The organism is Nostoc sp. FACHB-892, assembly GCF_014698795.1.
In the GTDB taxonomy this organism is placed as follows: Bacteria; Cyanobacteriota; Cyanobacteriia; order Cyanobacteriales; family Nostocaceae; genus Nostoc.
Map to the genome: position 1 here is coordinate 24,889 of NZ_JACJTR010000042.1, position 26,638 is coordinate 51,526.

Below are 26,638 nucleotides of genomic sequence, written 5' to 3' on the forward strand. Positions count from 1 at the left end.
CAATCCCAAACATCTATAACTAACATACGCTTTCTTTAATGTCAAGTATAGAAAAATTTTTATAGCTTTTGCTTATGAATATTGATTATTAAATTAAATATTTAAATATATATCAGCGCAGCAAAGTTACATTTTTTTGCTGAAGCTGATCGCAAGCTCCAATAATTCAAAATTTGTAATCTTTAGCTACTAAAAGTTATGCATTGACAAGAACGAGTGATATAGATTTGAAAAAATACATCTGTCGTAAGAAGTATTATCAAGAAAGGCAGAGGGCAGGAGGCAGAAGGGAATTCTCCTGCTCTCTGTCCCTAATCTCTGGTCGCAGCAGTCCCCACGTTAGGCATGCTCTGTCTCCAACTGCGAACGAGACGACAAGACGAATCCCCAACTACTTAAAAAGCAAGTGCCAAGAGGATTTGTTTAGGCGATCGCTAACCATAGAATACCACTGGTCTAAAGTTGCTTTAAATTTGGAGTGTTGTAAATCTGGGAGCCAAAGGATTAGGGCATCCTCACCGTTATCTTGGTAGTAACGCCGCCGCCGTCCAGCTGTTTTGAAGCCAAATTTTTGATATAAAGATATTGCCGCCAAGTTGGAAGCTCGGACTTCGAGGGTAGCTCGCTCCATTTTGCGATCGCAAGCTGTCTTAATGAGTGAATATAATAAAGCCGCACCCATTCCTTGACGGTGATATTGAGGATGAACCGCCAAAATTGTAATGTGGGCTTCATCTAAAATTGACCAAAAGCAACCCATTCCTAGCAAACTTGTGCTGGAGGACGGGGAAAATAAACCGAGTATATCGCTGTTGGGACTATCCAACTCTCGTTTGTAGCCCTCCAGAGTCCAAAGTCCGCCAAAACAAGCTTGATCAAGTTCCAGTATTGCACTGAGATTATCTGGTGTCAGTAATTTAATTTCTAAGTCTAATGAGATCACATTTATTGAATAACGTTACAAACCCTTTGTACACTGGGAATCGGGAGACAAACTCAAAGCCCGTAATTTGAACAAGGAAAACTTTTATAGTTATGGTATCGACTCACCCCACTGGGGTTCAACATTCTGGAAGTCAATATTTACCTCAAAGGCACGACACCAAAGCAAATCCATCGCCTAATCAGGAACTTTTACCCTTAACTGCCAGAGTCCATAATCATGACTCCCTGGAAATTGGTGGGTGTGATGTCACAACCCTAGTTGAGCAGTTTGGTTCACCTTTATATATTTTAGATGAAGAAACCCTGCGTTCAGCTTGTCAGCAATATCGAGATGCTTTCAAGCAATACTACAAGGGTGAATCTCAAGTATTGTATGCCTCAAAAGCTTGGAATTGTTTAGCCGTTTGTGCGATCGCAGCATCAGAGGGTTTAGGAATTGATGTTGCATCAGGTGGTGAACTTTACACCGCGCTGCAAGCAGGTGTCAATCCTGAGAAAATCTATCTTCATAACAACAATAAATCTCGTGAAGAACTGATTTTTGCTACAGAAGTCGGTTGCACTATTGTCGTGGATAACTGGCACGAGTTACGCACTTTGGTAGAAATTGTCGAGAGTGCAAATTCTGCCTCTGTACATCCTCGATTCCTGTTGCGTCTGACCCCAGGTATTGAATGTCACACACATGAATATATCCGCACGGGGCAACTAGATAGTAAATTCGGCTTTGATCCAAATGAGTTAGAGGAATTATTTACTTTTGTCAGCAAACAGTCTTTCCTTAACTGCGTAGGGTTACATGCTCATATCGGTTCCCAAATTTTTGAACGCCAACCGCATCGAGATTTAGCAGCTTTGATGGTGCAGTGGTTGCAAAAAGCGGCAAAGCATGGTTTAAAACTGACAGAGTTAAATGTCGGCGGTGGTTTAGGGATTAAATATATAGAATCAGACGATCCCCCTAGCATTGAAGAGTGGGTGAAGCCGATTTGTGAAGTGATCCAAGAAGCTTGTGCAGCCGAAAATTTACCTTTGCCAAAATTATTGTGTGAACCGGGGCGATCGCTAATTGCCACGGCTTGCGTCACTGCTTATACTATTGGTTCATCCAAAGTTATCCCAGAAATTCGTACCTACGTAGCGATCAATGGGGGAATGTCTGACAATCCCCGTCCGATTACTTACCAATCAGTTTATCGGGCAGTCGTTGCCAATAAAATGTCTTCTCCTTTAACTCAAACAGTCACAATTGCTGGTAAACATTGTGAATCAGGAGATATTCTGATTAAGAATGCACTACTTCCAAAGACTGAACCAGGAGATATTCTCGTAGTTATGGGAACTGGTGCGTACAATTACAGTATGGCATCTAACTACAACCGCTTACCCCGACCGGCAGCAGTCGTAGTAGCGAATGGCGAAGCAAATTTAATTTTGCAACGTGAAACTTATCAAGACTTAATTCGGCAAGATCGCCTACCAGAAAGACTAAAAAATCAAGAGTTAGGAGTTAATAGTTAGAAGTTAGAAGTTGTGTATTTTAAGTTATGAGTTGTGAATTAAAGTTTTTTTCATAACTCCTAACTCATAACTCCTAACTCATAACTCATAACTCCCAATCGTAATTAGAGGCAAAAGTGTAATCCAGATGTCATGAGAGATTGGTGGACGCAATGGCTGATAAACCTGGGATGGTCACAGTCCTTGCTACTTGGGACTCTGGATATTGTGTTAGTGCTGGCGCTGACGTACATGATACTAGTTATTATTAGTGAGCGCCGAACACTATGGATGGTGAGGGGATTCATTATCTTAATGCTAGCCTCAGCACTAAGTGGCAGCTTAGGACTACCTCTGCTAAGTTTTGTACTAGAAAAACTGGTGATTGGTTGTGCTGTAGCGATGGCAGTTGCTCTACAGTCAGAGTTTCGGCGATTTTTGGAGCAATTAGGGCGTGGCGAATTCCGCCAGCTGTTTCAACCCGATCGGCTGGCAATCCCCAAATCTGATAGTGTAATTGATGAAATTGTTGAGGCTGTTAAAGAATTGTCAAAAAACCGTATTGGAGCTTTACTAATTGTGGAAACCACAGGGCCAATTGATGAGCGAGATTTTTCTGTGCCAGGAGTAAAGCTAAATGCGGAGGTTTCTAAAGAACTAATCCAGACAATTTTTCAGCCGAAAACTTTGCTACACGATGGGGCAACATTAATTCGCGGATCACGGATCATCTCATCAGGTATAATTTTACCACTTTCGGGACGCACAGCCTCACGCCAGTTGGGAACACGCCATCGGGCGGCAATGGGAATTACTGAGCGGGTCGAAAATTGCATTTGTGTCGTTGTTTCTGAAGAAACGGGTTCCATTTCCTTAGCGGAACGGGGAACCTTAAATAGACCCCTGACGATTAGGAAACTGAAAGAGTCATTAGAGGCTCTTTTATCCCCAACCGTAGATAGGGAAGCTGTTGCTCCTGGTCTATTGAGTTTTGTTCGTCAGACAGGTGGGAAGGCACTAGCACTGGTTTCACGTTTACTCGGATTACCATCGACCGCTTCTCGAGATAAAAAATGACAGCACAACAAACTAAACTGCAAGATTTGCCTACTGACTTAAAACGAGAACAATTGCCGCAGCACGTTGCGGTGATTATGGATGGCAATGGTCGATGGGCTAAACGTCAGGGTCTACCACGGATTATGGGTCATAAGCGAGGAGTAGATGCTCTCAAGGATTTACTTCGCTGTTGTCAAGATTGGGGAATTCAGGCGCTGACGGCTTATGCTTTTTCAACAGAAAACTGGAAAAGGCCGCAGGAAGAGGTAGATTTTTTGATGACTCTGTTTCAAAGAGTTTTGCGCCAAGAATTGCGGGAAATGATCGAAGAGAATGTTCAAATTAAGTTTGTGGGAAATTTGCAGGCCCTGCCACGATCGCTCCAACAAGAAATATCCCGTTCAATGGAAGCAACAAAGCATAATGGTGGTATCCGATTTTCAGTAGCAACTAATTATGGCGGACGGCAAGAGATTTTACAAGCTTGTCAGGCGATCGCAAAACAAGTCCAGCAAGGTCTGCTACAACCCGATGAAATTAATGAACAGGTCTTTGAGAGCCACTTGTACACAGCCGGAATTACTGACCCAGATTTGTTAATTCGCACCAGTGGAGAAATGCGTCTCTCAAATTTTCTTCTCTGGCAAATGGCTTATGGAGAAATTTACATCACTGATGCTCTTTGGCCAGATTTTGACCGGGCTGAGTTTCACCGCGCCTTATGTGCCTACCAGCAACGCGAACGACGATTTGGGAAAGTGTAAAATAATACATTTATAAATATGTAGATGCGTTAGCGAAGCTACAAGATTGGCGATCACCTCCACCTCATTTTCATGCAATCTATGGCGAGTACAATGCGTTAATCAGCATTGAATCACTTGAAACCATTGAAGGAGATTTGCCAAATCGCGCACAAAAGCTAGTCCAAGAGTGGGCAACTTTATACCAGCAAGAACTGTTACAAATGTGGAATACCCAGGAGTTTCGTAAGCTACCTCCTTTGAAGTAAATTTAGTTAGAAGCATTATGAAGTATCCCAGAATTCATCAAGCCAAAGCAATGGATGATACAACTTTAGTGATTGAATTTACCAATCAAGAGGTGAAAAAATACGATGTTCGTCATCTCTTAGATACTCCAATGTTTTCTCCACTTCGACAACCTGCTTTTTTTAAGAACTTTAAAGTCGAGCCAGGGGGCTATGGGATTGTGTGGAATGAGGAGATTGATCTTAGCGAGTATGAGCTTTGGAAGAATGGTATGTCCTTGATGGAGAGTGAAGACAAGGCTAGTGATCGCATTCAGCAGCCATAGTACGATGGCTTTCCTCCCTTTTTAAAGCTTCTTGAAGGTTGGTTGCACTATCGACTTTGGTCTAAATTTACGCTCAACTGTACTCAGCAATTCCTTATGGCCCAGAAAACACCGCTTGTTCTACATCATCCCGACTGAGAGAATATTTGAATGAACGTTGGATATCTTGCCCATTTTCTCCAGATTGGACATATCGCACTACAATTTGCTCAACATCGAGCCATAGTTCAGCTTTCCAACTAGGGCGCTGTATGTGCCAGCAATGCCTCTGTGTGTCGTCTTGTTGACAGCCTTGGTCTTTTAGCCACTGTTCAATTTGTGGCAGGGGATGATTATATAACGGGGTATCAGAGGGAAGAAGAGGCATAGGAATTTTGGATTTGAGATTTTGGATTAGGAAATTTTTTAGTTTTTAATTACTATAGGGGTAATTAGTTGTAATACATGGGTTATCTGCTGTTGTACAGATGGAGTTGGCTGTAGCAAAGGCGAATGGATCGCAGCCTCACCACGAGTTAAGCCAATGGCAATTGCTAGTAGCAGACAACCTACAAATGTTAACACCAGCATAAATAAAGCAAAAATTTCGCCAGATGAGAGGGGGCGATCGCTAGGATCGAGATAAGCTGATTTTGACCAGTCATGACGCGAGACGGGACGGTTCAAGTCAGGAGGTGGTTGAATCACCGCAAAGCGAGAATAGCCAATTTTTGAATCATAGCTTAACCGCCGTTCTGGATGGCTAAGGGTAGCGTAGGCTTCGTTGATTTGCTGAAATTTGAGAGTGGCGATCGCAGTAGGCAAGTCTGTAGTATCAGGATGATAGCGTTTGCTCAGTTGCCTATAAGCACGACGAATGTCGATTACCGATGCCGAGGGATGCAGTCCTAGCAGGGAGTAATAAGTTGGTTTACTGCTTTGTGGCATTGCCCCGTTTTGATTCACGGCTGTTTGAGTCACCTTGCTCAAAGATATTTTTTATATTCTAAATCCTTTGTGATTGGGCAAGACGGAAGAAGACAGAGCTGGTCAAGTATTTGATAAAATATTTTATAAAGCATTGAATTAGATGCGATGGATATCAAAATTAATCTCGAAAATATTCAAACTCTCACCGATTTTAAACGCAATGCCAAGGATTACCTAGAGCGAATCAAGTCCACAAAGTCGCCACTTGTACTAACTGTAAACGGGAAAGCGGAGGTTGTGGTACATGAAGCGCAAGCGTTTCAGCAGATGATAGATAAACTCGCTCGTCTTGAGGAAGAACTCGAAAAATTTAAGCTAGAAGCGTTACGCAGTCAAATCGATATTGGGATTAAGCAGCTTGAGAGCGGCCAATATACTGAATATAATGACGAGTCACTTTCGGCTTTTTTTGCAAATATTAAAGCACGAGGGCAGGAAAAATTGGCTGACAGCGATTCTGTATGAGTCAATTTCGGATTTCTACCCAGGCAGCGCAAGATATTGAAAATATCTGGGAATATGTACCGCCAAATAATTTAAAAGCTGCTAATAGACTTTTTGATACTCTGCGAGAAAGTTTTCCAAAACTGGCTAAATTTCCCCAAATGGGCAGAGAACGGACTGAATTGGCACCTTTTTTGCGAAGTTTTCCGGTAAAAAATTATTTAATTTTTTATCGTCCAATAGACGAAGGCATAGAAATTGCACGTATATTGCACGGATCACAAGATATAGAAACTATTTTTCAAGATAAAAGTTGAGGTCAAAATAATTCGTAATTCATAGTTAAGTTCCCACGAATAAATGAGAGGGCTTGAAATATTGATTACATTTTTTCTCCATTGATAAATTAAGGGATTTATACCATTAATTACAAAATATTTTGGTCAATAGCTGGATATGCTATCTCATTCCTAACCCAATAAATCAGCACGGGGTTTAAAGGTTTCGATTTGCCGTAACTTTTCGTACAGTTCCCGTTCTTCTTCACTAATATTTTTCGGTGTGACTATTTGAATTTCTACTAATTGATCGCCACGTTTGCCATCATCGCTGGGGTAGCCTTTATTCCCTAGCCGGAATTTTTGACCAGACCTAACTCCTTGAGGGATGGTCATTTTTACAGGGCCGTCCAAAGTTGGTGCTTCTACCTGTCCTCCTAAAACTGCCTCAGTGGGAGTAACTGGTACTTGGCAGAGGATATTTAAACCATCTAGCTTAAATAATGGATGAGGATTAACGGTAATTTTTAAGTATAAATCGCCACCACCAACGCCTTGGTTTCGCAAACGGATGGTTTGACCTGTTACCATACCTGGAGGCATACTAACTTCTAGCGATCGCCCATCTTCCAAACGAATGCGTTCATTACCACCTTGGTAAGCTTTTTCTAGTGGGAGCGTTAATCTAGCTTCTATATCTCGACGGGTAGTGCGAGGTGGGGTGCTAACTGTGTAGGCAACTTTTGTTCTGGGGGAACGAAACGGATCGCTAGTATTGCCATTATTAGACTTACTTGCGCCACTCTTATTTTTGACACCGATAACTTGATTAATAAAGCTTTCAAAATCAGAGTATTGGCTGGGATCTACGTCCTGACTGCCGTTGCGATCGCTAGGGTTACTCTGCCAGGTTTTAGCTTTTGGCGCTTGTTTATTGCCTGCAAAGCCTTTTTGCTTCCAGTAGCGGCTAAACTGATCGTATTGCGATCGCTTGGCTGAGTCCGAAAGGACTTCATAAGCCTCGCCAATATCCTTGAATTTTTCCTCCGATTCTTTGTTACCCGGATTGAGATCGGGGTGATATTGTCTTGCTAAGCGCCGATAAACCTTTTTAATTTCCTCACCAGAGGCGTCTTTAGATACTCCTAAAATCTCGTAGTAATCGCGGAAATTCGGCAAATTTTGCATAGTTCAGTTATTTAAATTTTAGATTTTAGATTTTGGCTTAATTAGGAGTAGCGATTAATCGCGTCTGTACAGGAGTTAGGAGTTGAAAGATTTAATTTTTAACTCCTCACTCCTCACTCCTCACTTCTCACTTTTATTAGGAGTATTACAACCAATCATTGTCTTCTTCGTCATCCCAGTTATCTTGGTAACTGGGACGGGATTTGCGTGGCGCACGGCTTTGACTTTCATAAGAGGAAGAACGACTGTCTCGACTATAGTCTCTGCTATAGTCTTTACCGTAATCTCTGCCATAGTCCTTACTGTATGAATCGCGTTCCCGATACGTATCTCTAGGAAAGTCGCGTTCTTTATCTTTATCACCAGTAAAGATGTCACGGATTGTACCAAACAAGTCGTCATCTTCATCTTCAGCATAAGTTTCCCTGACTTCCCGATTTAGCTCATAGAGAGCATCTTGCAAATCGGCGTAGGCTTGGTCAATACCGCGATCGCTATTTTCCTTAAGACTCTCTTTTAAGTCTCGGCAAATATTATCAATTCTTTGGCGGCGGTTTCGGGCAAACTGCATACCAAATTCTAGTGCTACTTCTCTAAGTTGCCGTTCTGCTTGGAAAATCAACGCCTCTGAACGAGTCCGCTTTTCTACCCGTTCTTTACGTTCGCGATCAACATCAGCGTATTTCTGAGCATCTTGAATCATCCGATTTACTTCTGACTCGTTCAAGGTGGAAGCACCTTGAATAGTGATACTCTGCTCTCGCCCAGTGGTTCTATCTAAGGCTGTTACCTGTAAAATACCGTTAGCATCAATATCAAATGACACTTGAACTTGGGGAATTCCTCGTGGTGCTGGTGGAATGCCATACAGCTTGAAACGTCCTAAAGACTTATTGTTTGCTGCCATTTCCCGTTCACCCTGGACTACGTGGATTTCCACAGTATTTTGGTTATTTTCGGAAGTGGAAAAAATATCAGAACGACGGACTGGGATGGTAGTATTGCGAGGAATAAGTTTTTTCATTACGCCGCCGATGGTTTCCAATCCCATAGAAAGGGGTGTGACATCCAAAAGCAGCACATCTTTGAGTTCGCCTGCGAGAATTCCTGCTTGAATTGCTGCACCCACTCCCACTACTTCATCAGGGTTGACGTTTTCGTTAGGTTCTATGCCAATTAAGTCCCGTACTAGCTGCTTCACCATTGGCATTCGTGTAGAACCGCCAACTAACACCACTTCTTCAATGTCTCTAGATGAGAGTCCGGCATCTTTGAGGGCGCGTTTCACTGGTGTCCGCAATCGCCCCACCAAATCACCACACAAGCCTTCAAATTGAGAACGCGTTAGACGAGTTTCCAGATGTTTGGGGCCTTCCTGATCAGCAGCAATAAAAGGTAAGTTAATTTCGGTGACGCTGACAGCAGAAAGCTCAATTTTGGCTTTTTCCGCCGCTTCCATCAGACGTTGTAAAGATTGTCTCTCGCGTCTTAAATCTATCCCTTCGGCTTCCAGAAATTGCTCTGCTAGCCAATCTACTATTACTTTATCAAAGTCGTTACCACCAAGTTGCGTATCTCCACTGGTAGCTTTAACTTCAAATATGCCATCGCCTACTTCTAAAATTGACACGTCAAAAGTACCACCACCCAAGTCAAATACTAAGATAGTTTCCGTGTCACCCCGATCTAATCCATAAGCCAAAGATGCAGCAGTTGGTTCATTAAGAATCCGCAGCACCTCTAAACCGGCAATTCTGCCAGCATCGCGGGTTGCCTGCCGTTGAGAATCGTTAAAATAAGCGGGTACTGTAATCACTGCCCCTGTTACCGGTTCACCCAAATAGCGACTAGCATCGTCTGCCAATTTCTTCAGCACCATTGCTGAAATTTCTTCTGGGGCGAAATCCTTGTTGAGACGCGGACAGGCAACTTTAATATTGCCTACTTCGTCCTTGCGGATGGTGTAGGGTACACGCTTGGAATCTGGACTAAGTTCGCCATACTTGCGCCCAATGAAGCGTTTAACTGCGAAAAAAGTATTTTGTGGATTGAGGACGGTTTGCCGCCGTGCCATTTGCCCAACCACCCTTTCGCCTTCTTTGCTGAAACCAACTACGGAGGGGGTTGTTCGCATTCCTTCTGCATTGGCAATCACCACCGGCTTGCCACCCTCCATAACGGCGACTACTGAGTTGGTTGTACCCAAGTCGATGCCGACTACCTTGCCCATGCGTTACTCTTCTCCTAAAGTGTCTTATATATTTATTATGATTGGGCGGAACTACCTCTAGCTTTGTGCTATTGGATGAAAACACCTCAATGGTATAATAGTCATCATTAAGGCAATAAGCTAAGAAGTTCAGCTAGAGCAGATAGTTGCAAGACTAGGATAGCATTGACGATGATTGGTATGTCCAAGCACCCTCAATTCTTGTTATCCTTTCTATGTAGTGTATCTGCAAGTTTGTAAATGCACCTTAATGATACTTGCTTTGCTTGTTTGAGTGCCTGAAAACCTTAATATTGCCACTATTTTAACCATTTGAATTTAACAGAGCGATTACAAACTTCCCTAGCCGAGATTGCGCGAGAACGCGATCCTTACATGGCAACGGCTGGACATTTTTTTGTCCAAGAATACATTCGCCAGCAATTTTCCCAATGGGGGAGTGTGGAAATCCACACCTTTGAAGTCAGGGGTAAAGCTTGTAAGAACTTGATATTAAATTTACCTTCCCAAGGGAGACAACAAAAAAAGGATTTGCTACCGATTTTAATTGGCGCTCATTATGATGGCGTTCCGGGAACAGTAGCGGCTGATGATAATGCCACGGGTGTGGCGGTGTTGCTGGAATTAGCCAGAAAGTTTGCTGCCCAAGCTGCAAGATATCCTTTAAGGCTAGTTGCTTTCGACATGGAAGAATACGGCTTACTGGGTAGTGCCGATTATGCAGCCCTGTTGCACGAACAAAAGCAACAGCTACGCTTAATGATCTCCTTAGAAATGCTGGGTTATACCGATTCTACGCCTGGTTCCCAAAGTTATCCCCCTCCTCTGGAACGCTTCTACCCAGACAGAGGTGATTTCATTGCTTTAATTGGCAATTTACGGACATTGCCTGACTTAATTGGCATGAGCCGTAATATTCGCAAAGCTGGCGTACCTACTCAATGGCTACCTGTGCCGAATCGAGGTTTAATAGTTCCCCAAACCAGACTTAGCGATCATGCACCTTTTTGGGATTTGGGTTATCCGGCAATGATGGTTACAGATACGGCATTCTTACGAAATCCCCATTATCACAAAGCTAGTGATGCGATCGCTACCTTAGATTTAAATTTTCTTACTGGTGTATGTGAAGGGTTAGAAATTGCAATTCGGCGGTTGTGAAAATATTTAGATATGTCCAAAAATTAAATATGCATGATCCAGAACCCTTGTAGAGACGTAGCAGTGCTACGTCTCTACATTCTTTTTGCCCAATCCCCATTCCCCAATTCCTAATCCAGTTGTTACCAATTACCACTTTGCGACTATGAGGATTGTACGAATTAACACGAAACAATGGGGCTAATGAATGCCAAGATCAAAAAAGGATGCCCCAAGAATATTAAAAGTACTATGCCAGAATTACACCAATCAATTGCCCAGCATTATCACGAACGGACTAAATACGATCCTGAGACTCTCGCCTCTAAAAGTCAGCAGTTAGACTGGGCTAAACAGCCAGTACCTTTCAAAGAGTACAAAATTGGCTCTACTTTTGATCTCAAACCCTATATCCAAGAAAAAGCAGAAGGTGCTAATAACCCAGATGCTCAATGGTGGCAAAGACTTTCCCGGTTGCTATTTCGCAGCTATGGATTGACGGCGAGAATGCCTTCTATGGGTAGTGCTGTGTATTTACGTGCTGCTCCCAGTGCAGGCGGATTATACCCGGCTGAGGTATATGTGGTTTCTCGTGGCACGGCGTTATTGCCACCTGGTCTATATAACTACCAGTGTCGGACTCATTCTCTCATGCATTATTGGGAAAGTGATGTTTGGCAAAATCTCCAAGCGGCTTGTTTCTGGCATCCTTCCCTAGAAAATACCCAACTTGCAATTATTGTGACTGCGGTTTTCTATCGTTCTGCGTGGCGCTATGAAGATCGGGCTTATCGGCGGATTTTTCTAGATACGGGGCACCTGTTGGGCAATATCGAGTTAGCTGGTGCGATTACTGACTATCGCCCCCATTTAATCGGCGGTTTTGTGGATGAATTGGTAAACGATCTGCTTTATATTGATCCGCAACAAGAAGGTGCGATCGCTGTCTTACCTCTGGCAGACTTGTTAGATGTCAATCAAAATTTACCATTAGGATGTACTGCTTTACCTTCCACCACCGAAACCAGTTATCCCCAAATTCCCGATGGGGAATTGCTGACATATTTCCATCAATACACCCAGATCCAATCAGGTGTAACTGGCAATCTCAATCTACCAACTATCAAACAAGAAAAATCTTTGGAGGATAAATATAACTTTCCTTTCTGTTTGAAAATTCCCACCACCACTGCGCCTATAGATTGGGGACAAAAGCTGTCAGAACTGGAAATTACTATGTATAAGCGACGCTCTACCCGCGCTTATAATGGTGATGATTTAAATTTTGATGAATTGAAAGGTTTACTCGATTTCACTTACCAACCGCAAAATTACATTGACCAAAGTTTAGATATTTCTCCAGACTACTTTGATTTGAATTTAATAGAAACATTTATTGCTGTTTGCGGAGTCAAAGGATTGGATGCAGGTTGTTATTATTACGCACCCAAAGCCCAAGAATTACGCCAAATTCGCTTTAAAAACTTTCGGCGAGAGTTACATTTTCTCTGTTTGGGGCAAGAATTAGGACGGGATGCAGCAGCAGTATTGTTTCATACAGCTGATCTGAAAGCTGCGATCGCACAATATGGCGATCGCGTTTACCGTTACTTACACATGGATGCCGGACATTTGGGACAGCGCCTGAATTTAGCTGCAATGCGCCTAAATGTAGGCGTTAGTGGTATTGGTGGTTTCTTTGATGATCAAGTCAATGAAGTTTTGGGTATTCCTGCTGATGAAGCTGTTCTATATATCACCACGCTGGGACGGCCAAGATAGAAATAATCTGGAGGCACAAAGAATGCAAAGAGTTTCTTTCTGTGTTCTTTGCGTCTGTGTACAAGTGGTATTTGCTTAGTGTAAACTATCAGACATACTTTACACTACTAGATTGCTATGAAAATTGAACCAACATATACCTCTGTGGGAAGTCTCTTTGAGTACAGGCCCATGTTTTTTATTCCTAAGTATCAAAGAGCTTATGCATGGAGTTCCGAATCAGTAGAGGACTTTATAAAAGATTTAAAGAACTGCTTTAATAGAAGAAAATCAAATTCCCCTGTTAATCATTTCTTCGGAGGGGTACTTTGTGTCAGATATTCTGTTGGAGGAACAGTAAATCAACATGAATATGAAATTATTGATGGACAGCAGAGAATAGCAACTTTTACTATATTAGTATCTTGTCTAATCAAGATATATGAGGACTTAAAAAAACAAGCTGAAAAATCTGGTAGCTCTGATAATAAAATTATACTCGATAGTCGAATTAAACTTATTTCTGAAAGATTTATAGAGTTTAGCCAAGAAGTTCAAAGAAAGATAAATTCTGTAGAAGTTTTAAGGCTATCAATAGTAGATCACCCGTTTTACAAAGAACTGATTAGAGGCAGAAAATCATCAGTTTTACGAGATTCTCATAACAGAATTTTATCTGCATATACGGCTTTAGATAAAGCTGTGAGAGACATTATTGATAGTTCTACATTAGAAGGCAAAATGGATAATGTTGAAATTATTCAAAATATTATAGATATTGATTTTACAATACTATATATGGTTACTGATAGTAAAGAAGATGCCTTCCGTTTATTTCAAGTTATTAATGATAGGGGAACTAATTTAACAGTAGGAGACTTATTAAAAGCAAAAACTTTAGAAATTGTAGAAGGTTTTAATCAGTATCAGGATAAAGTTGAAGTCTTATGGAATAATATCCTTGCAGATCCTCCATCGGATACAGAAAAATATTTGAATTGGATTTACGAATCTTACCAGGGTAACAGGGCTAGGCAAGATTCTCTCTTTGATCTATTTCTCGATAAATTTTTTCCTCAGCATAAAAATCATAAAACAGAGAATTTTAAAGAAGATGAGGTTATAGAAGTACATACAAAACTAAATAATATACATGATGACATCAAAAGCTGTAGGCTACTAGTTGAAGGACAATGGCTTTACGAAGTGAAACAGCCTATTATGAGTTGGGATAGAACTCGTTTAAATCTTCTTTTGAAAGAACTGGATCATGAATTATCTGTCCCATTATTTTTAGCTGCATCCAAGCTTGATCATAAACGTTTTGCAGAAATAGTACAGATTTTAGAAAAGGTCTTCTTCCGCTACAAAATAATATGCAACCAACATGTGACTCCCCTAAAAACTATTTATTATCAGGAGTTACTTGAAATTAGACAAAATCCCGATTCCTATAATGCATCAAGCTTGAGGCAAAAGTTACGGCGACTAATAGATGATAAAGCACCAGAACGTGTATTTAAAACTAATCTTGAGACTCTTGAATATAGAGATTCAGGTGGTAGCAATAAGCCACTAAAATACTTTTTAATGGCAGTTGAATATTACTACCAATGGTATAAGAATGGTGCTGTAGGAAATCCCGAATGTGTTGACAAAAGTAGAGTCTATGACTTTGCTGGCACATCGATCGAACATATATATCCACAAAACGCAGAGAAAAGTTTTTTAGATTCTAATCTAGAACCTCTGAAAAATACGTTGGGAAACCTTACCATTTTAGACCCTGCACAAAATACTTATGGTGGAAATGATACCTTCGTTCAAAAAATACCACTTTATCAAGCTTCATCTATGTTATTGAATAGAGATATAGCAGTGCAAACAAATTGGACTCAGCAAGAAATAAACAATCATAAAAATTTACTCGTAGATGTTGCTATCAAGATTTTTTATCCATAAATGATAAGCTGTTCAGCATTGAAGTTGCAAATTTAAGGCAGAATCACAAAAATTGCACATTTTACAAACATTTAATTATATTTTCAGATTAACGATTTGCCACAAACCCCCTTGTAACATCAAATCATTATTTCCGCTTTTATGCAGGTGTTCCTCTAATTACCTCTAACGGCTTTGCATTAGGTAGTCTTTGTGTAATTGATTTTGCACCGCGAAATTTGACTGTTAAAGAGCAAGTAGCCTTACAACAGTTGGCAGGGCAAGGAATTAGGTATATAGAGGATTTAAGAGAAAGGTACTCTAACTTAGATTTTTCTGGACAATAGCATTAACTTACATCGTGATTTTTAGAATTAACAACTTGGGTTTGGTAGTGCCGCCATTTTTCTTGCTGACGCGCTCTTTTCTCCTCAGTGAGGCTATCAAAACAATAGGGGCAGGAGATACCTTGCTCATACTTTGAAGACACCTTATCTTCCTCAGAAATCGGACGCCCACAACAGAAACATAACTCATAACTTCCTTCCTCTAACCCATGACTGACAGCTACACGCTCGTCAAAGACAAAACATTCCCCTTCCCATAAACTTTCCTGTGCTGGAACTTCTTGTAAATACTTGAGAATGCCGCCCTTGAGATGATAGACTTCTGCAAAGCCTTGAGCAAGCATGAAAGATGAAGCTTTTTCACAGCGAATGCCACCCGTACAAAACAGAGCAACCTTTTTATGTTTACTTGGGTCAAGGTGGTGTAGCACATAATCGGGAAATTCCCGGAATGAGTGAGTTTGCGGATTTTCTGCTCCTTGGAAAGTACCGATATTCACCTCATAATCATTACGGGTATCAATAACGGTTACTTCTGGATCACAAATCAAATCATTCCATTCTTGGGGACTTACATAAGTGCCAACTTGTTCATTTGGGTCAATTTCAGGCAATCCCAGAGTAACAATTTCTTGCTTCAACCGCACCTTCATGCGCTCAAAGGGTGGGGTTTCAGTATGGGACTCTTTGTATTCTAAGTCTGCTAGACGAGGATCAGTACGCAGAAACCTGAGAACAGAATCAATCGCCTGACGCGAACCCGCAATTGTACCGTTAATACCTTCTTGTGCCAGCAAAATTGTCCCCTTCACACCTTGTGCTTGGCAGTAAGAAAGTAAAGGATCTCGTTTCTCGGCAAAATCTGGCAACTTGACAAATTTATACAGTGCTGCAACAACTTGGATATTTTCTGGCTTCATCCCTTTGGTAATTGAACAATATAAGTTACAATAACAACGGCAACCAAAGTTACCCACTATTTTAATTTTATGGGGGTTTAGCTCAGTTGGTAGAGCGCCTGCTTTGCAAGCAGGATGTCAGCGGTTCGAGTCCGCTAACCTCCATTACATTAGATGTAATTTATCTTACATTTGCTATGTCTACATCAACTCGTCGCGGCGAGGAGTTCCCCACCATACCTTATGTTAGTGGCGGGAGGAACGCAGCTCCGGTACTGGGGACTGGGGACTGGGAAACATCCCAAAATTTGGGAGGTGTCAGAGCAACTACCATAATTTTTTATTTTATAACCCAATAAAGAGTACCTAATCCCCAATCCCCAGTCCCTTTTACTCAAACCCTATTCCTTATGAAGTAATGGAGTTATTTTACTTTGTAGGCAATGGACATTTAGTTTACTTATTGGGAGCAAAATGTGCGGCGATTAAGTATTGCTACAATAAACGTCTTAGTTGGCATCATTAAAAACTACTCAATCAAAGTTTGGGTTCTACCTACTTAGGGGGTTGTTTGAAAAAGCGTCCATTGGGGTTAGTGGCAATTGTTCTCTACAAATCATTTGTCGCGTTGCTGCTTATGGTTACTTCACTCACTTTATTATTGGCATTAAAAAATTATCACACTCTAGAGATGTTTTCAAAAAATTATGTTTTAGAAGGTAAATCGATAATTATTAATTGGCTTTTAAAAGAAGTTCTCAACTTAAATCCCCGAACCTTAGCATTTAGCGGCATTGGAGCAGGTGTCTATGCTATTGTTACTAGTATCGAAGCCGTTGGTTTATGGTACGAAAAGCGTTGGGCACATATCTTAGTATTGGGACTTGTCGGCATTAGTATTCCACCAGAGATTTATGAATTAATTCGGGGAATATCTGTTATAAAAATATTGATTTTTTTGTTGAACTTAGCAGTCCTTGGCTATTTACTCCGCAATTTTCCTAAACATCCAAATTAATTTTTTCTTTGATTCTTTGGGTCAACACAAAACTAAGACCGCACGTTGTACAATCGCTAGAAATACAATCTGGAGAGCGACTTGCCTAGATCGATTCAGTCTACTCAACCACCACTAAAATTTATTACTCAACGATTGAACCCCCTGGTACTCCAGATTGTTCGGTGGTTACTACCGATCGCACTACGGTTCCGCACTCGTCCTTGGCTAACGGCTGGTATTGTGGGGGTTGAAGCCAATAACGTTGAGGTATTAGCTGAACTTTATCAACAATTTCAGGCTGGAAAAATTCGCTTTTTGTTGGCATTTCGCCATCCAGAGGTGGAAGATCCCCTGTGTATGCTATATTTGCTTTCCCGCATTGTGCCACAGGTTGCTCGTCAGAAAGGTATTACACTGCGATCGCTTGTTCACAGCTATTTTCTCTATGACCGGGGTATGACGGTTTGGGCTGGAAACTGGCTAGGTTGGTTGTTTTCTCGGTTAGGAGGTGTGCCGGTTCATCGCGGTAGGCGACTAGATCGCCAAGCTATTCAAACAGCACGGGAGTTGTTTGCTAATGGCAAACTACCGATCGCAGTAGCACCAGAAGGCGGTACTAATGGTCATAGTGGTATTGTTAGCCCCTTGGAACCCGGTGTTGCTCAAATGGGGTTCTGGTGTGTGGAAGACTTGCAAAAAGCTAATCGGACTGAGACTGTGATCATTGTGCCGATCGCTATCCAGTATTGCTACGTTGAGCCACCTTGGTCTAAACTGGATTGGCTGCTCAGTAAGTTGGAAGCTGATAGTGGCTTGCCGCCAATGGAAATTGAGCAAGGCGCGAACGAAGAGATTTACCATCAACGCCTCTGTAGGTTAGCTGAATATCTAATTACCGAGATGGAAGAGTTTTATCGTCGCTTCTATCATCAAGACATCCCAAAAACCATCTCAACTGATGAATCTGCTAGTCACAATCAGGTGTTGATTGCTCGACTTTATCGGTTACTGGATAAGGCTTTACAAGTTGCTGAACAATATTTTGGAGTTCAAGGGCAAGGTAATTTTATTGATCGCTGTCGCCGATTGGAAGAGGCTGGCTGGAATTACATTTATCGGGAAGATTTGCCAGATATCAATGCTTTACCACCTTTTAAACGCGGTTTGGCAGACTGGATTGCCCAAGAAGCAGACTTGCGAATGCGGCATATGCGGATAGTGGAAAGTTTTGTTGCAGTTACAGCTAGTTATATTCAGGAACAACCGACGGCGGAACGGTTTGCGGAAACAGCTTTGCTTGTATTTGATATGCTTTCTAGAATTCAAGATACAACACTTCCAGGGCGACCTCGCTTAGGTTTGCGACAGGCACAAATTACCGTGGGGGAGCCAATTTCAGTAACCGAACGCTGGAAAAATTGTCAAGGCGATCGCAATGCGGCTAAAAAAGCTGTGAGCGATTTAACAAAAGATTTGCAGGTTGCTTTAGAGAAGATGATTGCTTGATTGCCCAACGCAGAGGTGATAATTATCCTCAAGGATAACTAGTTTTAGAAACTTCTGGACTGCGAATTATTATATGTCCCTTATCACTTTGTTGAATTGCCAACACCGATGGTATTTCGTTAGGTTTTGCATTTGGGGGCAATGCTCGAAACAAATAAATCCAGCCGCCACGTTCTAGGAGTAAACGCCAAACTCGCGGCTGCTTTGGATTAGTAATAATATCAGTATCTTCTCTGCCTCGCAAGTCATCGAATAGACCTAGATCGCCAATTATGCGGTAGCCTTTTAAGGATGGATTGGTAAATATATCATCAAGTTTACGTCCCACAGCAAACTTTTCTTCAGGTGTAATTAAGGCTACAACGGGTAAGGTGGAGTTTTGACCAGCATCTGCAACGCCTTGCCAACGAGCTAACCAAAATATCACTATTAAAACCCAGGATACTATTACTATTTCATTGACTAGTGATCGCAGAAAATCAACTGAACGCAATTGCCCAAAACCAAATTCAGCTAGAGATTTAAGCTGTTTAGCTGTCCATGAGCGTTTGTGTTGAGTTGCAGAGATGATGCGATTTAGTAATAATTGGCTGGCAGAGACTACCGTTTCACTGATGATTTTAATTAACCATAATGTTGCTTGAATTGCGATCGCAGCCATAAAAAAGGCGATCGCTGTTTTGCAGATTGTCCAGATATCTCCGAAAAATATTTGCAGGGGAACTATCAAAAAAGACTGTGCAGGTAAGTCGAGAGTATTGACTTCTAGTTGAAAAAAGTAGAAATATGACCAACGGTAAATCCAGCCTGCAAAGAAAAGCGCCGCACCCAGTAAGCCCAGTACACTGGTGAATTTACCTAAAATATTGCTTTCCTGGTTGGGGGTTTGGGTCATAGGGGAGACGAGGGAAAAAATCTACTAACTTTAGGCTCAGATCCCCGACTTCTTAAAGAAGTCGGGGATCTTGTTGTTGTGATTTTACGTAAATTTGGTATTCGCCTTTGAAGTTTAATGAGAAACTTAAACATATTCAAATATACCGTTAAAGCCATGAAAGCTTTTTTCCAGGGATGGGTTGTGGCAATCTTAGTAATGGCAACAGCGATCGCAGGAAACATTCAAGCTGTAATCAGCCAGGATATCAAAACGGGAAATTTGTTGTTGGTACAGACACCAGTCAACACAGATGAATTAGACCTTGCAGTAGCATTACCAGAGTTAGCAGAAGTCATCCTTAAGGGGGGTGAGTCAAGTAGTGGCCAGATAACAGGAATTGATGCACAGGGAGAAGCACTATCAATTCAGCGTAGTGGTAAAACTGCCACAATTCCCCTGAACAAAATTCAAAGAGTAGTTTTTAAGAATGGGGCATTGGTTTACAGAAGTAATGGCCGGCAAATTATTCGCGGTGAGCGCGATCGCCCTACAGGTAAACTAGTAACTTGGAGTGGTATCCCTCTAAATACTTTTACTATAAAAAATTCTACTCAGGGTCAAGCCGTGGTAAAGCTGAAACCACCCGTAGTTACCACAGCACAGTTGCGGGGTATTCAATCAGTGGCGAGAAATCGGCAATATGTGGTAGATAAAATCCAGTTCAATTCGCAACAAAGAACGATCACTATTCTGGCAAAACCTTATTGAGCGTAAATTAATTCATCTGTAGGGGTGTATATCTATGCCCCTAAGCTTTTTGACGTTTCTAACGACAAACACAATATTAACCAGAAACATTGGGATGTTCCTCACAAACATTGCGACATTCATGACAAACATCATGATATTAATACGAAACATTGCGACATTCATGACAAACATCATGATATTAATACGAAACATTGCAACATTCATGACGAACATCACGATGTTAATACGAAACATTGCGACATTCATGACGAACATCATGATATTAATACGAAACATTGCGACGTTCATGACAAACATCACGATGTTAATACGAAACATTGCGACATTCATAACAAACATCACGATGTTGATAACCACAACTTTTGTTTTTGTTAAACCCAATGAAAAACAGCTACCTGTTATTTTATGAAAAAATTTCTCAGCAGTTTTTTGGCTTTGGGTGTTTGTCTAACGCCTTTAACAGTAATGCTGATGGCTCAACCCACCTGGGGACAGGCTCAAAATTCGCGATCGCAAGAAGCAGAAAAATTACTAAAGCAAGGCATAAAGCTGACACAGCAACAGAAACACCAACAGGCAATACAAATATTACAGCAAGCTTTAACTATTGCACGAGAACTCAAAGACCAAAAACTTGAAGCAACTGCACTGGTTCGCCTTGGGTTGAACTATAGCCGTTTAGGAGAAAAGCAAAAAGCACTCGATTTTTACAACCAAGCTCTGCCACTATATCGTGCTGTGGGCGATCGCTCTGGTGAAGCCACTACACTCAATAATATCGGTGGAGTCTACGACGATTTAGGAGAAAAGCAAAAAGCACTCGATTTTTACAACCAAGCTCTGCCACTATATCGTGCTGTGGGCGATCGCGCTGGTGAAGCCACTACTCTCAATAATATCGGTTTAGTCTACGACGCTTTAGGAGAAAAGCAAAAAGCACTCGATTTTTACAACCAAGCTCTGCCACTATATCGTGCAGTGGGCGATCGCTCTGGTGAAGCCACTACTCTCAATAATATCGGTTTAGTCTACGACGCTTTAGGAGAAAAGCAAAAAGCACTCGAATTTTACAACCAAGCTCTTCCCATATTGCGTGCAGTGGGCGATCGCTCTGGTGAAGCCACTACTCTCAATAATATCGGTGCAGTCTACTCCGCTTTAGGAGAAAAGCAAAAAGCACTCGATCTCCATTAGGCATTTTAAGTCTTGACTTGGAATAAGATAATCACTTAAAGCTGATTATAGAGTTGCTTTTGCGTTAAGTTCACACCAATGACAACTGTCATACATGTCAAATTAACGTTAAATTGGCAATAGTATGCGACTCCAAAGTGCTAGAACTATATTTCAACGTCAGGTTACTAGGGTAATCGCTCTACCCAGCCTTTTTTTGCTGCTGTTTTCTGGGATATCGCAGTGGCAAGTTAGCCGTTTGTTTTCAGCACTGCAATGGGTAGACCATACACACCAGGTAATTGGTCAGGCATACCAAACCCAGAAACTGATAGAAGGCTTGGAAACAGGACTACGTGGCTATATGCTCACAGGTGATCAACAATTCCTAGAGCCTTATTTAAAAGCCAGTCCGATTATTGATACCGTTTTTCAAGAATTAAGTGATTTAGTGTCGGATAATCCCAGTCAGGTGCAAAGTGTCCGTCAACTGATTAGCCAATATGATAATTGGAAACTTTTAGTATCTTTGCCGCAGAAACGTTATCAGCCAGGCGACGAAGCATCTTTGTTAAACCTCAAAGCTCGTAAACAGCGAATGGACGCTATCCGTCGTCACATTAATGATTTTATTGCCATAGAAGAACAGCTACTAACCCAGCGCAGTGAAGCGGTACGTGAGACGACAATACAATTAAGTGTAAGCAGTATTTTTTTGGCGCTGGGAATTGGCGCTATTCTAACTTTATTTATTCGACGACAAATCTTGAAGGTGTCAACAACTTATGAAGATGCTTTGAAAACCGCAATTGAGCAAACTCAAATTGTTCAACACTCTGCTCAACGCCTTGCTGATTTGCATGAAATCGATCGGGCGATTTTATCTGCTACACCTAATAATCAAATTATACAATTTGCTCTGGAACGGTTGCGTCAACTCGTAAATTGCCAACAAGCGTTTTTGGTGTTATTCGATTTAGAAACCAAAACAGCTCAGGTGATTGAGAGTGGCACTGATGGTGTATTCCAGTCTGCTGAAGGTATGGCACTGCCAATGGAAGACTTTGCTACTACTGAAGTTTTACAGCAACGGCAAATTCGTTTGATTCAAGACATTGCTCAATTAGAGCAGCGATCGCCAATTCTAGAGCAAATGCTGGCGGCAGGGTTAAATAGTTGCTTAACAATTCCGATGCAGATTCAGGGAGCTTTGATAGGTGAGCTTCATCTTGCCAGCACTGAAGTTGAGGCTTTTAACAACGAAAATCGGCAGATGGCTTGTGAAGTCACAGAACAGTTAGCGATCGCTATTCAACAATCTCAACTCCGTCAACAACTGCAAGAATATGCCGAAGAACTAGAGCATCGTGTTTTAGAACGCACTGCACAACTACAAGAAACTAATCAAGACTTGGAAGCTTTTAGTTATTCCGTTTCTCATGACTTACGCGCACCTTTACGCACTATACAAGGCTTTGCTCAGGCATTACAAGAAGATTACAGCAGTCAACTAGATTCTTTTGGACAAAGCTACCTCAACTATATTAATGAAGGTGCTATGCAAATGGACGGCTTAATTACTGACTTGCTGTCTTATAGTCGTCTGAGTCGAAGCCAAATCGAAATTCAACCTGTTGACTTAGCTGTTGTAGTTAACGAAGCACTCAAAAAATTACAAGAACAAATCCAAGAACAACAGGCTCAAGTTACAGTTGACATTCCTTTAGTGCAGGTCATGGCTCACTATTCTACACTGATCCAAGCGGTGATAAATTTGATTAGCAACGCCCTCAAGTTTGTCCAACCAGGCGTATTACCTTTAATACACATTTACTCCCAGGAGTATATTCAAGAGGGTAAAAGTTGGATCAAATTGTGGATAGTTGACAATGGTATCGGTATTGCACCAGAACATCAGGAACGTATTTTCCAAGTATTTGAACGACTTCATGGTATAGAAGTTTATCCAGGTACAGGTATTGGGTTAGCCATTATACGTAAAGCTCTAGAAAAAATGGGTGGTTTCTCTGGTGTAGAATCACAGTTAGGTCAAGGCAGTCGCTTCTTTTTTACTTTGCCAAAAGCTGTTTTGAATAACAACTACATTAGCTCTTAATACTTGGGAGAGAAGACAAAGATTTGAGGATTGTTTACCTTTAATACAGGTAAACTCTCAGTGTTTTTGGGAGTTGAGATATATCTAAACTGAATCCTAAACGAAGTTAGATAACACAACTTTGTTTCAATCAGCTACACCAATAAACAGTCAATTAGGTGCAAAATCTCAATTATTTTAGGAGAATTTGCTGGGATATGAAATTGCTATTAACTACAGACAGGAAATAAATTCTTTGCATGCAGACACAGGACACAATTTTACTAGTCGAGGATAATTCAAGAGATATTCTCCTGATCCAAAGAGCTTTCCGCAAAGCTGGGATTCTTAACCCACTTCAAGTAGTGAGCGATGGAGATGCAGCTGTGCTTTACCTATCTGGAGAGGAACCTTATAGCAAACGTAGTCATTATCCTTTACCAGTACTGATATTACTCGATCTCAAACTTCCGCGCCGCTCTGGGGCTGAGGTTTTGATGTGGTTACGGCAGCAACCTATACTCAAGCGGATGCCAGTCGTGGTTCTGACTTCTTCGCGGGAATATGCCGATGTTAATCATCTTTATGACTTAGGTGTTAATGCTTATATGGTCAAACCTGTTGCTTTTGATAATTTAGTCGAAATTATCGATATTATTAACCGACATTGGATAGTTTTTAATGAAAAGCCACAGATTGAAATTTCGTAAATTATCTTTGTAAGCTTGCATATTAACTTTAAAAACCTCAAGTTGAAATGGTATTACGCATTCTTCTAATAGATGATAATCCTCACGATCGCTTGTTAGCAATTCACGCATTGGAACAAGAGTTTGCTGATCTTCAGATTAAGCAAGTTATTCGTCCAGAAGAGCTAGAGGAGGCGTTGTTAACAGGAAATTTTGATGTAGTAATTACTGACTATCAACTGCGATGGAGTGATGGTATAACTGTTCTGCAAAAATTTAAAAGCCGTTATCCCGAACTGCCGGTAGTGATGTTCACTAATAGTGGTTCAGAAGAAATTTCTGTAGAGGCAATGAAGTCAGGGTTAGACGATTATGTGGTTAAGTCTGCGCGTCATTATATGCGTTTACCTGTAGCGGTACGTTTAGCAGTAGAACGGGCTGCAACTAAACGTAAAGTTCAAGGTCTAGAATTGCGCTTTCAAACCCTGCTCAATCAACTAAATGTAGGAGTTTATCGTCTCACAGGAGATGATGCTTTATTAGAAAGTAATGGTGCATTTCTGCATCTACTGGGTATAAATTCCTTGACTAAAATTCCAGAAAGTCACACCCTTGCACCTTATTTTCAGCCAGGAGACTATGCCCAACTCTTGCAAGAACTCAAACAAACTGATGATTCACCCGAACGTGAAGTACTTTTACGGCGAGCAGATGGCAATGAAATTTGGGTGCGGATTAGTCAGACTTTGAGCGCCAACAATGAGATTACGGTGATTGATGGCATCATTGAGGACATTACGGCACGTAAGCAGGCAGAGCAAGAGCGAGAACAATTGCTGCAACGGGAACAAGCTGCACGCGCAGAAGCAGAAGCAAGTAACCTAATTAAAGATGAATTTCTTAGCGTTTTATCTCATGAGTTGCGATCGCCACTTAATCCAATACTCGGTTGGTGTAGGCTACTTACTAGCCACCAGTTAAACGAGTCTAAGAAAACTGAAGCTATAGCCATTATTGAGCGCAATGCAAAATTGTTGGCTCAGATGATAGAAGACCTTTTAAATATTTCTCAAATTCTGCAAGGTAAACTCAACCTGAATATTTACTCTGTAGATTTAGTATCTATAATTTCGGTAGCGTTAGAAAGTGTTCAGTTAGCAGCCCAAGCCAAAAACATTCAGATGCACAGTGTTTTAACACCAAATGTATGTTTTGTTTTGGGAGATCCCACTCGTTTACAGCAAGTATTTTGGAATTTGCTGTTTAATGCTATCAAGTTCACACCTGCTGGTGGTTCTGTAGAAGTTCGCTTAAAGCAAGTTGATACACAAGCCCAGATACAAGTCACTGACACAGGCCAAGGAATTAGCCACGACTTTTTACCTTACGTGTTTGATAAATTCCGTCAAGCAGATAGCAAGACTACTAGAAACTTTGGTGGATTGGGAATGGGGCTAGCAATTGTCAAACATCTCGTAGAGTTGCATGGTGGTCAAGTCTGGGCAGAAAGTCTTGGTGAAGGACAAGGTAGTACTTTTACCGTCAGACTACCATTAATGACAAAACAGACTCAAACAAATATAAACATTAAACAGTTTGATAATCGTCTAAATTTAAGTGGTATCCGAGTCTTACTAGTAGATGATGAAGTTGATTCTAAGGAATTAGCTGATTTTATACTTCAAGAGTATGGAGCAGAAGTAATAAGTGTAGGCTCACCCTTTGAAGTTATTTTAACTTTGATGGATTTTCAGCCAGATGTATTAGTGTTAGATATTGGAATGCCCGATATGGATGGCTATATGCTGCTGGAAGAAATTAGAAGTTTGCCACCAGAGCAAGGAGGGCGAATTCCAGCGATCGCATTGACAGCTTATGCCGGAAAGGTGGACAAGCAACAAGCAATCTCAGCAGGGTTTCAAGCACACTTACCCAAGCCAGTAGACGCTGACCAGTTAGTAGAAGTTATTGCCGAACTTGTAAAGCCAACCTTTTAGTCACAACAGATCCAGCACGTTTCTTTGGGGGAAAAAGAAGGGTATTTTTATCAGAGATGGAGTTTGTTCGTAAGTAATGATATGTATTGAGTTTCAAATTCTTTGAGTTTGCGTAGGCGGCCTATCCTTCGGGAACGCCAAGGGCGAACGTTTGTGTAACCGCGATTTCTAATCGCCTGGTATATTTGCAAATGCGATCGCTTAATCAAAATGTGAATTTTTAAAAGATAAGAAATTTCTAGGATTCTGTAGTAGTTGGATTTAAAATCCTCAAAATCCAGAAGGTCTAAATTATAATCCTCCTCGTACTTCAAGTACGAAGAGGATTAAATATCCCTAATTAGCAATGCTGATGATTGCAATTGCGGCTATTGGCATCTAGCCACAAACTTGCAGACATATCATTAGTTAAGCAACGATCTCAAAGTTTATAGTTCTCAACACAGGTGATGTTGTGGATGCATTGTTATCGTTATCAATGTTGGCAAACAGACTACCTGTGCCAAAGCCTG

The 26,638-nt window shown here is 41.2% G+C and carries 24 protein-coding genes, 1 tRNA gene and 1 pseudogene; 19 read left to right on the forward strand and 7 right to left on the reverse strand.

Annotation, left to right across the window (positions count from 1 at the left end; translation table 11 throughout):
- Positions 1–391 precede the first annotated feature (391 nt).
- Positions 392–943, reverse strand: a complete 552-nt coding sequence (gene rimI, locus H6G96_RS32280) for a ribosomal protein S18-alanine N-acetyltransferase (protein WP_190917275.1) — start codon at positions 941–943, stop codon at positions 392–394.
- Positions 944–1,035: 92 nt separating this feature from the next.
- Between rimI and lysA the strand changes: the two genes are divergently transcribed.
- The 5 genes from lysA to H6G96_RS32305 all read left to right on the forward strand — a co-directional run bounded on the left by lysA (position 1,036) and on the right by H6G96_RS32305 (position 4,821).
- Entirely contained in the window at positions 1,036–2,466 is a 1,431-nt protein-coding gene (gene lysA, locus H6G96_RS32285; protein ID WP_190917277.1) for a diaminopimelate decarboxylase, read from the forward strand.
- Positions 2,467–2,598: 132 nt separating this feature from the next.
- Positions 2,599–3,522, forward strand: a complete 924-nt coding sequence (gene cdaA / locus H6G96_RS32290) for a diadenylate cyclase CdaA (RefSeq protein WP_190917279.1) — start codon at positions 2,599–2,601, stop codon at positions 3,520–3,522.
- Positions 3,519–4,268 (forward strand): isoprenyl transferase, encoded by a 750-nt coding sequence (locus tag H6G96_RS32295; RefSeq protein WP_190917281.1) that lies wholly within the window; start codon positions 3,519–3,521, stop codon positions 4,266–4,268. Before cdaA ends, H6G96_RS32295 begins: the two co-directional genes overlap by 4 nt.
- A gap of 8 nt (positions 4,269–4,276) precedes the next feature.
- On the forward strand, positions 4,277–4,516 hold the full coding sequence (locus tag H6G96_RS32300; RefSeq protein WP_190917325.1) for a DUF4160 domain-containing protein: 240 nt from the start codon (positions 4,277–4,279) through the stop codon (positions 4,514–4,516).
- A gap of 17 nt (positions 4,517–4,533) precedes the next feature.
- Entirely contained in the window at positions 4,534–4,821 is a 288-nt protein-coding gene (locus tag H6G96_RS32305; protein WP_190917283.1) for a DUF2442 domain-containing protein, read from the forward strand.
- 94 nt (positions 4,822–4,915) lie between these two features.
- Here H6G96_RS32305 and H6G96_RS32310 read toward each other — a convergent pair whose 3' ends face one another.
- Both H6G96_RS32310 and H6G96_RS32315 read right to left on the reverse strand, forming a co-directional pair.
- Positions 4,916–5,188, reverse strand: coding sequence for a DUF3143 domain-containing protein (locus H6G96_RS32310; RefSeq protein WP_190917285.1), 273 nt, complete (start codon positions 5,186–5,188; stop codon positions 4,916–4,918).
- A gap of 38 nt (positions 5,189–5,226) precedes the next feature.
- A complete protein-coding gene (locus H6G96_RS32315; protein WP_190917327.1) occupies positions 5,227–5,748 on the reverse strand; it encodes a J domain-containing protein in 522 nt (173 codons plus the stop codon).
- 147 nt (positions 5,749–5,895) lie between these two features.
- Between H6G96_RS32315 and H6G96_RS32320 the strand changes: the two genes are divergently transcribed.
- Both H6G96_RS32320 and H6G96_RS32325 read left to right on the forward strand, forming a co-directional pair.
- Positions 5,896–6,255, forward strand: coding sequence for a type II toxin-antitoxin system prevent-host-death family antitoxin (locus tag H6G96_RS32320; protein ID WP_190917287.1), 360 nt, complete (start codon positions 5,896–5,898; stop codon positions 6,253–6,255).
- Positions 6,252–6,551 carry a type II toxin-antitoxin system RelE/ParE family toxin gene (locus tag H6G96_RS32325; RefSeq protein ID WP_190917289.1) on the forward strand — a complete coding sequence of 100 codons (300 nt, stop codon included), beginning with the start codon at positions 6,252–6,254 and terminating at the stop codon, positions 6,549–6,551. Before H6G96_RS32320 ends, H6G96_RS32325 begins: the two co-directional genes overlap by 4 nt.
- A 153-nt stretch (positions 6,552–6,704) precedes the next feature.
- On the opposite strand, the gene H6G96_RS32330 is transcribed toward H6G96_RS32325, so the two are convergent.
- The gene (locus H6G96_RS32330) at positions 6,705–7,700 is read right to left on the reverse strand and encodes a J domain-containing protein (RefSeq protein ID WP_190917291.1); all 996 of its coding nucleotides are present in this window, start codon (positions 7,698–7,700) and stop codon (positions 6,705–6,707) included.
- Positions 7,701–7,845: 145 nt separating this feature from the next.
- Entirely contained in the window at positions 7,846–9,930 is a 2,085-nt protein-coding gene (gene dnaK / locus H6G96_RS32335; RefSeq protein WP_190917293.1) for a molecular chaperone DnaK, read from the reverse strand.
- A gap of 312 nt (positions 9,931–10,242) precedes the next feature.
- On the opposite strand from dnaK, the gene H6G96_RS32340 reads away from it, so the two are divergent.
- From H6G96_RS32340 to H6G96_RS42950, 4 genes and pseudogenes are all read left to right on the forward strand, one after another.
- Positions 10,243–11,091, forward strand: coding sequence for a M28 family peptidase (locus H6G96_RS32340; RefSeq protein ID WP_190917295.1), 849 nt, complete (start codon positions 10,243–10,245; stop codon positions 11,089–11,091).
- A 231-nt stretch (positions 11,092–11,322) separates the two neighbouring features.
- Positions 11,323–12,852 carry a SagB/ThcOx family dehydrogenase gene (locus H6G96_RS32345; protein ID WP_190917297.1) on the forward strand — a complete coding sequence of 510 codons (1,530 nt, stop codon included), beginning with the start codon at positions 11,323–11,325 and terminating at the stop codon, positions 12,850–12,852.
- A gap of 117 nt (positions 12,853–12,969) precedes the next feature.
- Entirely contained in the window at positions 12,970–14,793 is a 1,824-nt protein-coding gene (locus tag H6G96_RS32350) for a DUF262 domain-containing protein (RefSeq protein ID WP_190917299.1), read from the forward strand.
- A 104-nt stretch (positions 14,794–14,897) separates the two neighbouring features.
- Positions 14,898–15,119, forward strand: a pseudogene (locus tag H6G96_RS42950) (GAF domain-containing protein); the annotation flags it as partial.
- A 2-nt stretch (positions 15,120–15,121) separates the two neighbouring features.
- Here the strand turns inward: H6G96_RS42950 and H6G96_RS32355 are convergent.
- The gene (locus H6G96_RS32355; RefSeq protein ID WP_190917301.1) at positions 15,122–16,039 is read right to left on the reverse strand and encodes a rhodanese-related sulfurtransferase; all 918 of its coding nucleotides are present in this window, start codon (positions 16,037–16,039) and stop codon (positions 15,122–15,124) included.
- Between the two features lie 71 nt (positions 16,040–16,110).
- Here H6G96_RS32355 and H6G96_RS32360 point away from each other — a divergent pair.
- From H6G96_RS32360 to H6G96_RS32375, 3 genes are all read left to right on the forward strand, one after another.
- Positions 16,111–16,183, forward strand: a tRNA-Ala gene (locus H6G96_RS32360).
- Between the two features lie 406 nt (positions 16,184–16,589).
- On the forward strand, positions 16,590–17,036 hold the full coding sequence (locus H6G96_RS32370; protein ID WP_190917305.1) for a DUF2127 domain-containing protein: 447 nt from the start codon (positions 16,590–16,592) through the stop codon (positions 17,034–17,036).
- A gap of 81 nt (positions 17,037–17,117) precedes the next feature.
- The gene (locus H6G96_RS32375) at positions 17,118–18,524 is read left to right on the forward strand and encodes a 1-acyl-sn-glycerol-3-phosphate acyltransferase (protein ID WP_190917307.1); all 1,407 of its coding nucleotides are present in this window, start codon (positions 17,118–17,120) and stop codon (positions 18,522–18,524) included.
- 28 nt (positions 18,525–18,552) lie between these two features.
- Here the strand turns inward: H6G96_RS32375 and H6G96_RS32380 are convergent, their stop codons facing one another.
- On the reverse strand, positions 18,553–19,419 hold the full coding sequence (locus tag H6G96_RS32380; RefSeq protein WP_190917309.1) for a hypothetical protein: 867 nt from the start codon (positions 19,417–19,419) through the stop codon (positions 18,553–18,555).
- 117 nt (positions 19,420–19,536) lie between these two features.
- Between H6G96_RS32380 and H6G96_RS32385 the strand changes: the two genes are divergently transcribed.
- The 5 genes from H6G96_RS32385 to H6G96_RS32405 all read left to right on the forward strand — a co-directional run bounded on the left by H6G96_RS32385 (position 19,537) and on the right by H6G96_RS32405 (position 26,126).
- The gene (locus H6G96_RS32385) at positions 19,537–20,169 is read left to right on the forward strand and encodes a hypothetical protein (protein WP_190917311.1); all 633 of its coding nucleotides are present in this window, start codon (positions 19,537–19,539) and stop codon (positions 20,167–20,169) included.
- Positions 20,170–20,577: 408 nt separating this feature from the next.
- Entirely contained in the window at positions 20,578–21,366 is a 789-nt protein-coding gene (locus tag H6G96_RS32390; RefSeq protein ID WP_347242303.1) for a tetratricopeptide repeat protein, read from the forward strand.
- Positions 21,367–21,490: 124 nt separating this feature from the next.
- Positions 21,491–23,461, forward strand: a complete 1,971-nt coding sequence (locus tag H6G96_RS32395; protein ID WP_190917313.1) for a CHASE3 domain-containing protein — start codon at positions 21,491–21,493, stop codon at positions 23,459–23,461.
- A gap of 239 nt (positions 23,462–23,700) precedes the next feature.
- Entirely contained in the window at positions 23,701–24,150 is a 450-nt protein-coding gene (locus H6G96_RS32400) for a response regulator (RefSeq protein ID WP_190917315.1), read from the forward strand.
- A 47-nt stretch (positions 24,151–24,197) separates the two neighbouring features.
- Positions 24,198–26,126: a response regulator gene (locus H6G96_RS32405; protein WP_190917317.1), complete on the forward strand. Its 1,929-nt coding sequence runs from the start codon at positions 24,198–24,200 to the stop codon at positions 26,124–26,126.
- The last annotated feature ends 512 nt before the right edge of the window (positions 26,127–26,638 follow it).

What these genes read in the sequence shown, in the direction of transcription:
- H6G96_RS32385 (WP_190917311.1), top strand. Translation starts at nt 19,537, where the DNA reads ATGAGAAACTTAAACATATTCAAATATACCGTTAAAGCCATGAAAGCT.
- dnaK (WP_190917293.1), bottom strand. Translation starts at nt 9,930, where the DNA reads ATGGGCAAGGTAGTCGGCATCGACTTGGGTACAACCAACTCAGTAGTC.
- lysA (WP_190917277.1), top strand. Translation starts at nt 1,036, where the DNA reads ATGGTATCGACTCACCCCACTGGGGTTCAACATTCTGGAAGTCAATAT.
- H6G96_RS32320 (WP_190917287.1), top strand. Translation starts at nt 5,896, where the DNA reads ATGGATATCAAAATTAATCTCGAAAATATTCAAACTCTCACCGATTTT.
- H6G96_RS32355 (WP_190917301.1), bottom strand. Translation starts at nt 16,039, where the DNA reads ATGAAGCCAGAAAATATCCAAGTTGTTGCAGCACTGTATAAATTTGTC.
- H6G96_RS32395 (WP_190917313.1), top strand. Translation starts at nt 21,491, where the DNA reads ATGCGACTCCAAAGTGCTAGAACTATATTTCAACGTCAGGTTACTAGG.
- H6G96_RS32380 (WP_190917309.1), bottom strand. Translation starts at nt 19,419, where the DNA reads ATGACCCAAACCCCCAACCAGGAAAGCAATATTTTAGGTAAATTCACC.
- H6G96_RS32305 (WP_190917283.1), top strand. Translation starts at nt 4,534, where the DNA reads ATGAAGTATCCCAGAATTCATCAAGCCAAAGCAATGGATGATACAACT.
- H6G96_RS32390 (WP_347242303.1), top strand. Translation starts at nt 20,578, where the DNA reads ATGAAAAAATTTCTCAGCAGTTTTTTGGCTTTGGGTGTTTGTCTAACG.
- H6G96_RS32315 (WP_190917327.1), bottom strand. Translation starts at nt 5,748, where the DNA reads ATGCCACAAAGCAGTAAACCAACTTATTACTCCCTGCTAGGACTGCAT.
- H6G96_RS32295 (WP_190917281.1), top strand. Translation starts at nt 3,519, where the DNA reads ATGACAGCACAACAAACTAAACTGCAAGATTTGCCTACTGACTTAAAA.
- H6G96_RS32350 (WP_190917299.1), top strand. Translation starts at nt 12,970, where the DNA reads ATGAAAATTGAACCAACATATACCTCTGTGGGAAGTCTCTTTGAGTAC.
- cdaA (WP_190917279.1), top strand. Translation starts at nt 2,599, where the DNA reads ATGAGAGATTGGTGGACGCAATGGCTGATAAACCTGGGATGGTCACAG.
- H6G96_RS32400 (WP_190917315.1), top strand. Translation starts at nt 23,701, where the DNA reads ATGCAGACACAGGACACAATTTTACTAGTCGAGGATAATTCAAGAGAT.
- H6G96_RS32325 (WP_190917289.1), top strand. Translation starts at nt 6,252, where the DNA reads ATGAGTCAATTTCGGATTTCTACCCAGGCAGCGCAAGATATTGAAAAT.
- H6G96_RS32310 (WP_190917285.1), bottom strand. Translation starts at nt 5,188, where the DNA reads ATGCCTCTTCTTCCCTCTGATACCCCGTTATATAATCATCCCCTGCCA.
- H6G96_RS32330 (WP_190917291.1), bottom strand. Translation starts at nt 7,700, where the DNA reads ATGCAAAATTTGCCGAATTTCCGCGATTACTACGAGATTTTAGGAGTA.
- H6G96_RS32405 (WP_190917317.1), top strand. Translation starts at nt 24,198, where the DNA reads ATGGTATTACGCATTCTTCTAATAGATGATAATCCTCACGATCGCTTG.
- H6G96_RS32345 (WP_190917297.1), top strand. Translation starts at nt 11,323, where the DNA reads ATGCCAGAATTACACCAATCAATTGCCCAGCATTATCACGAACGGACT.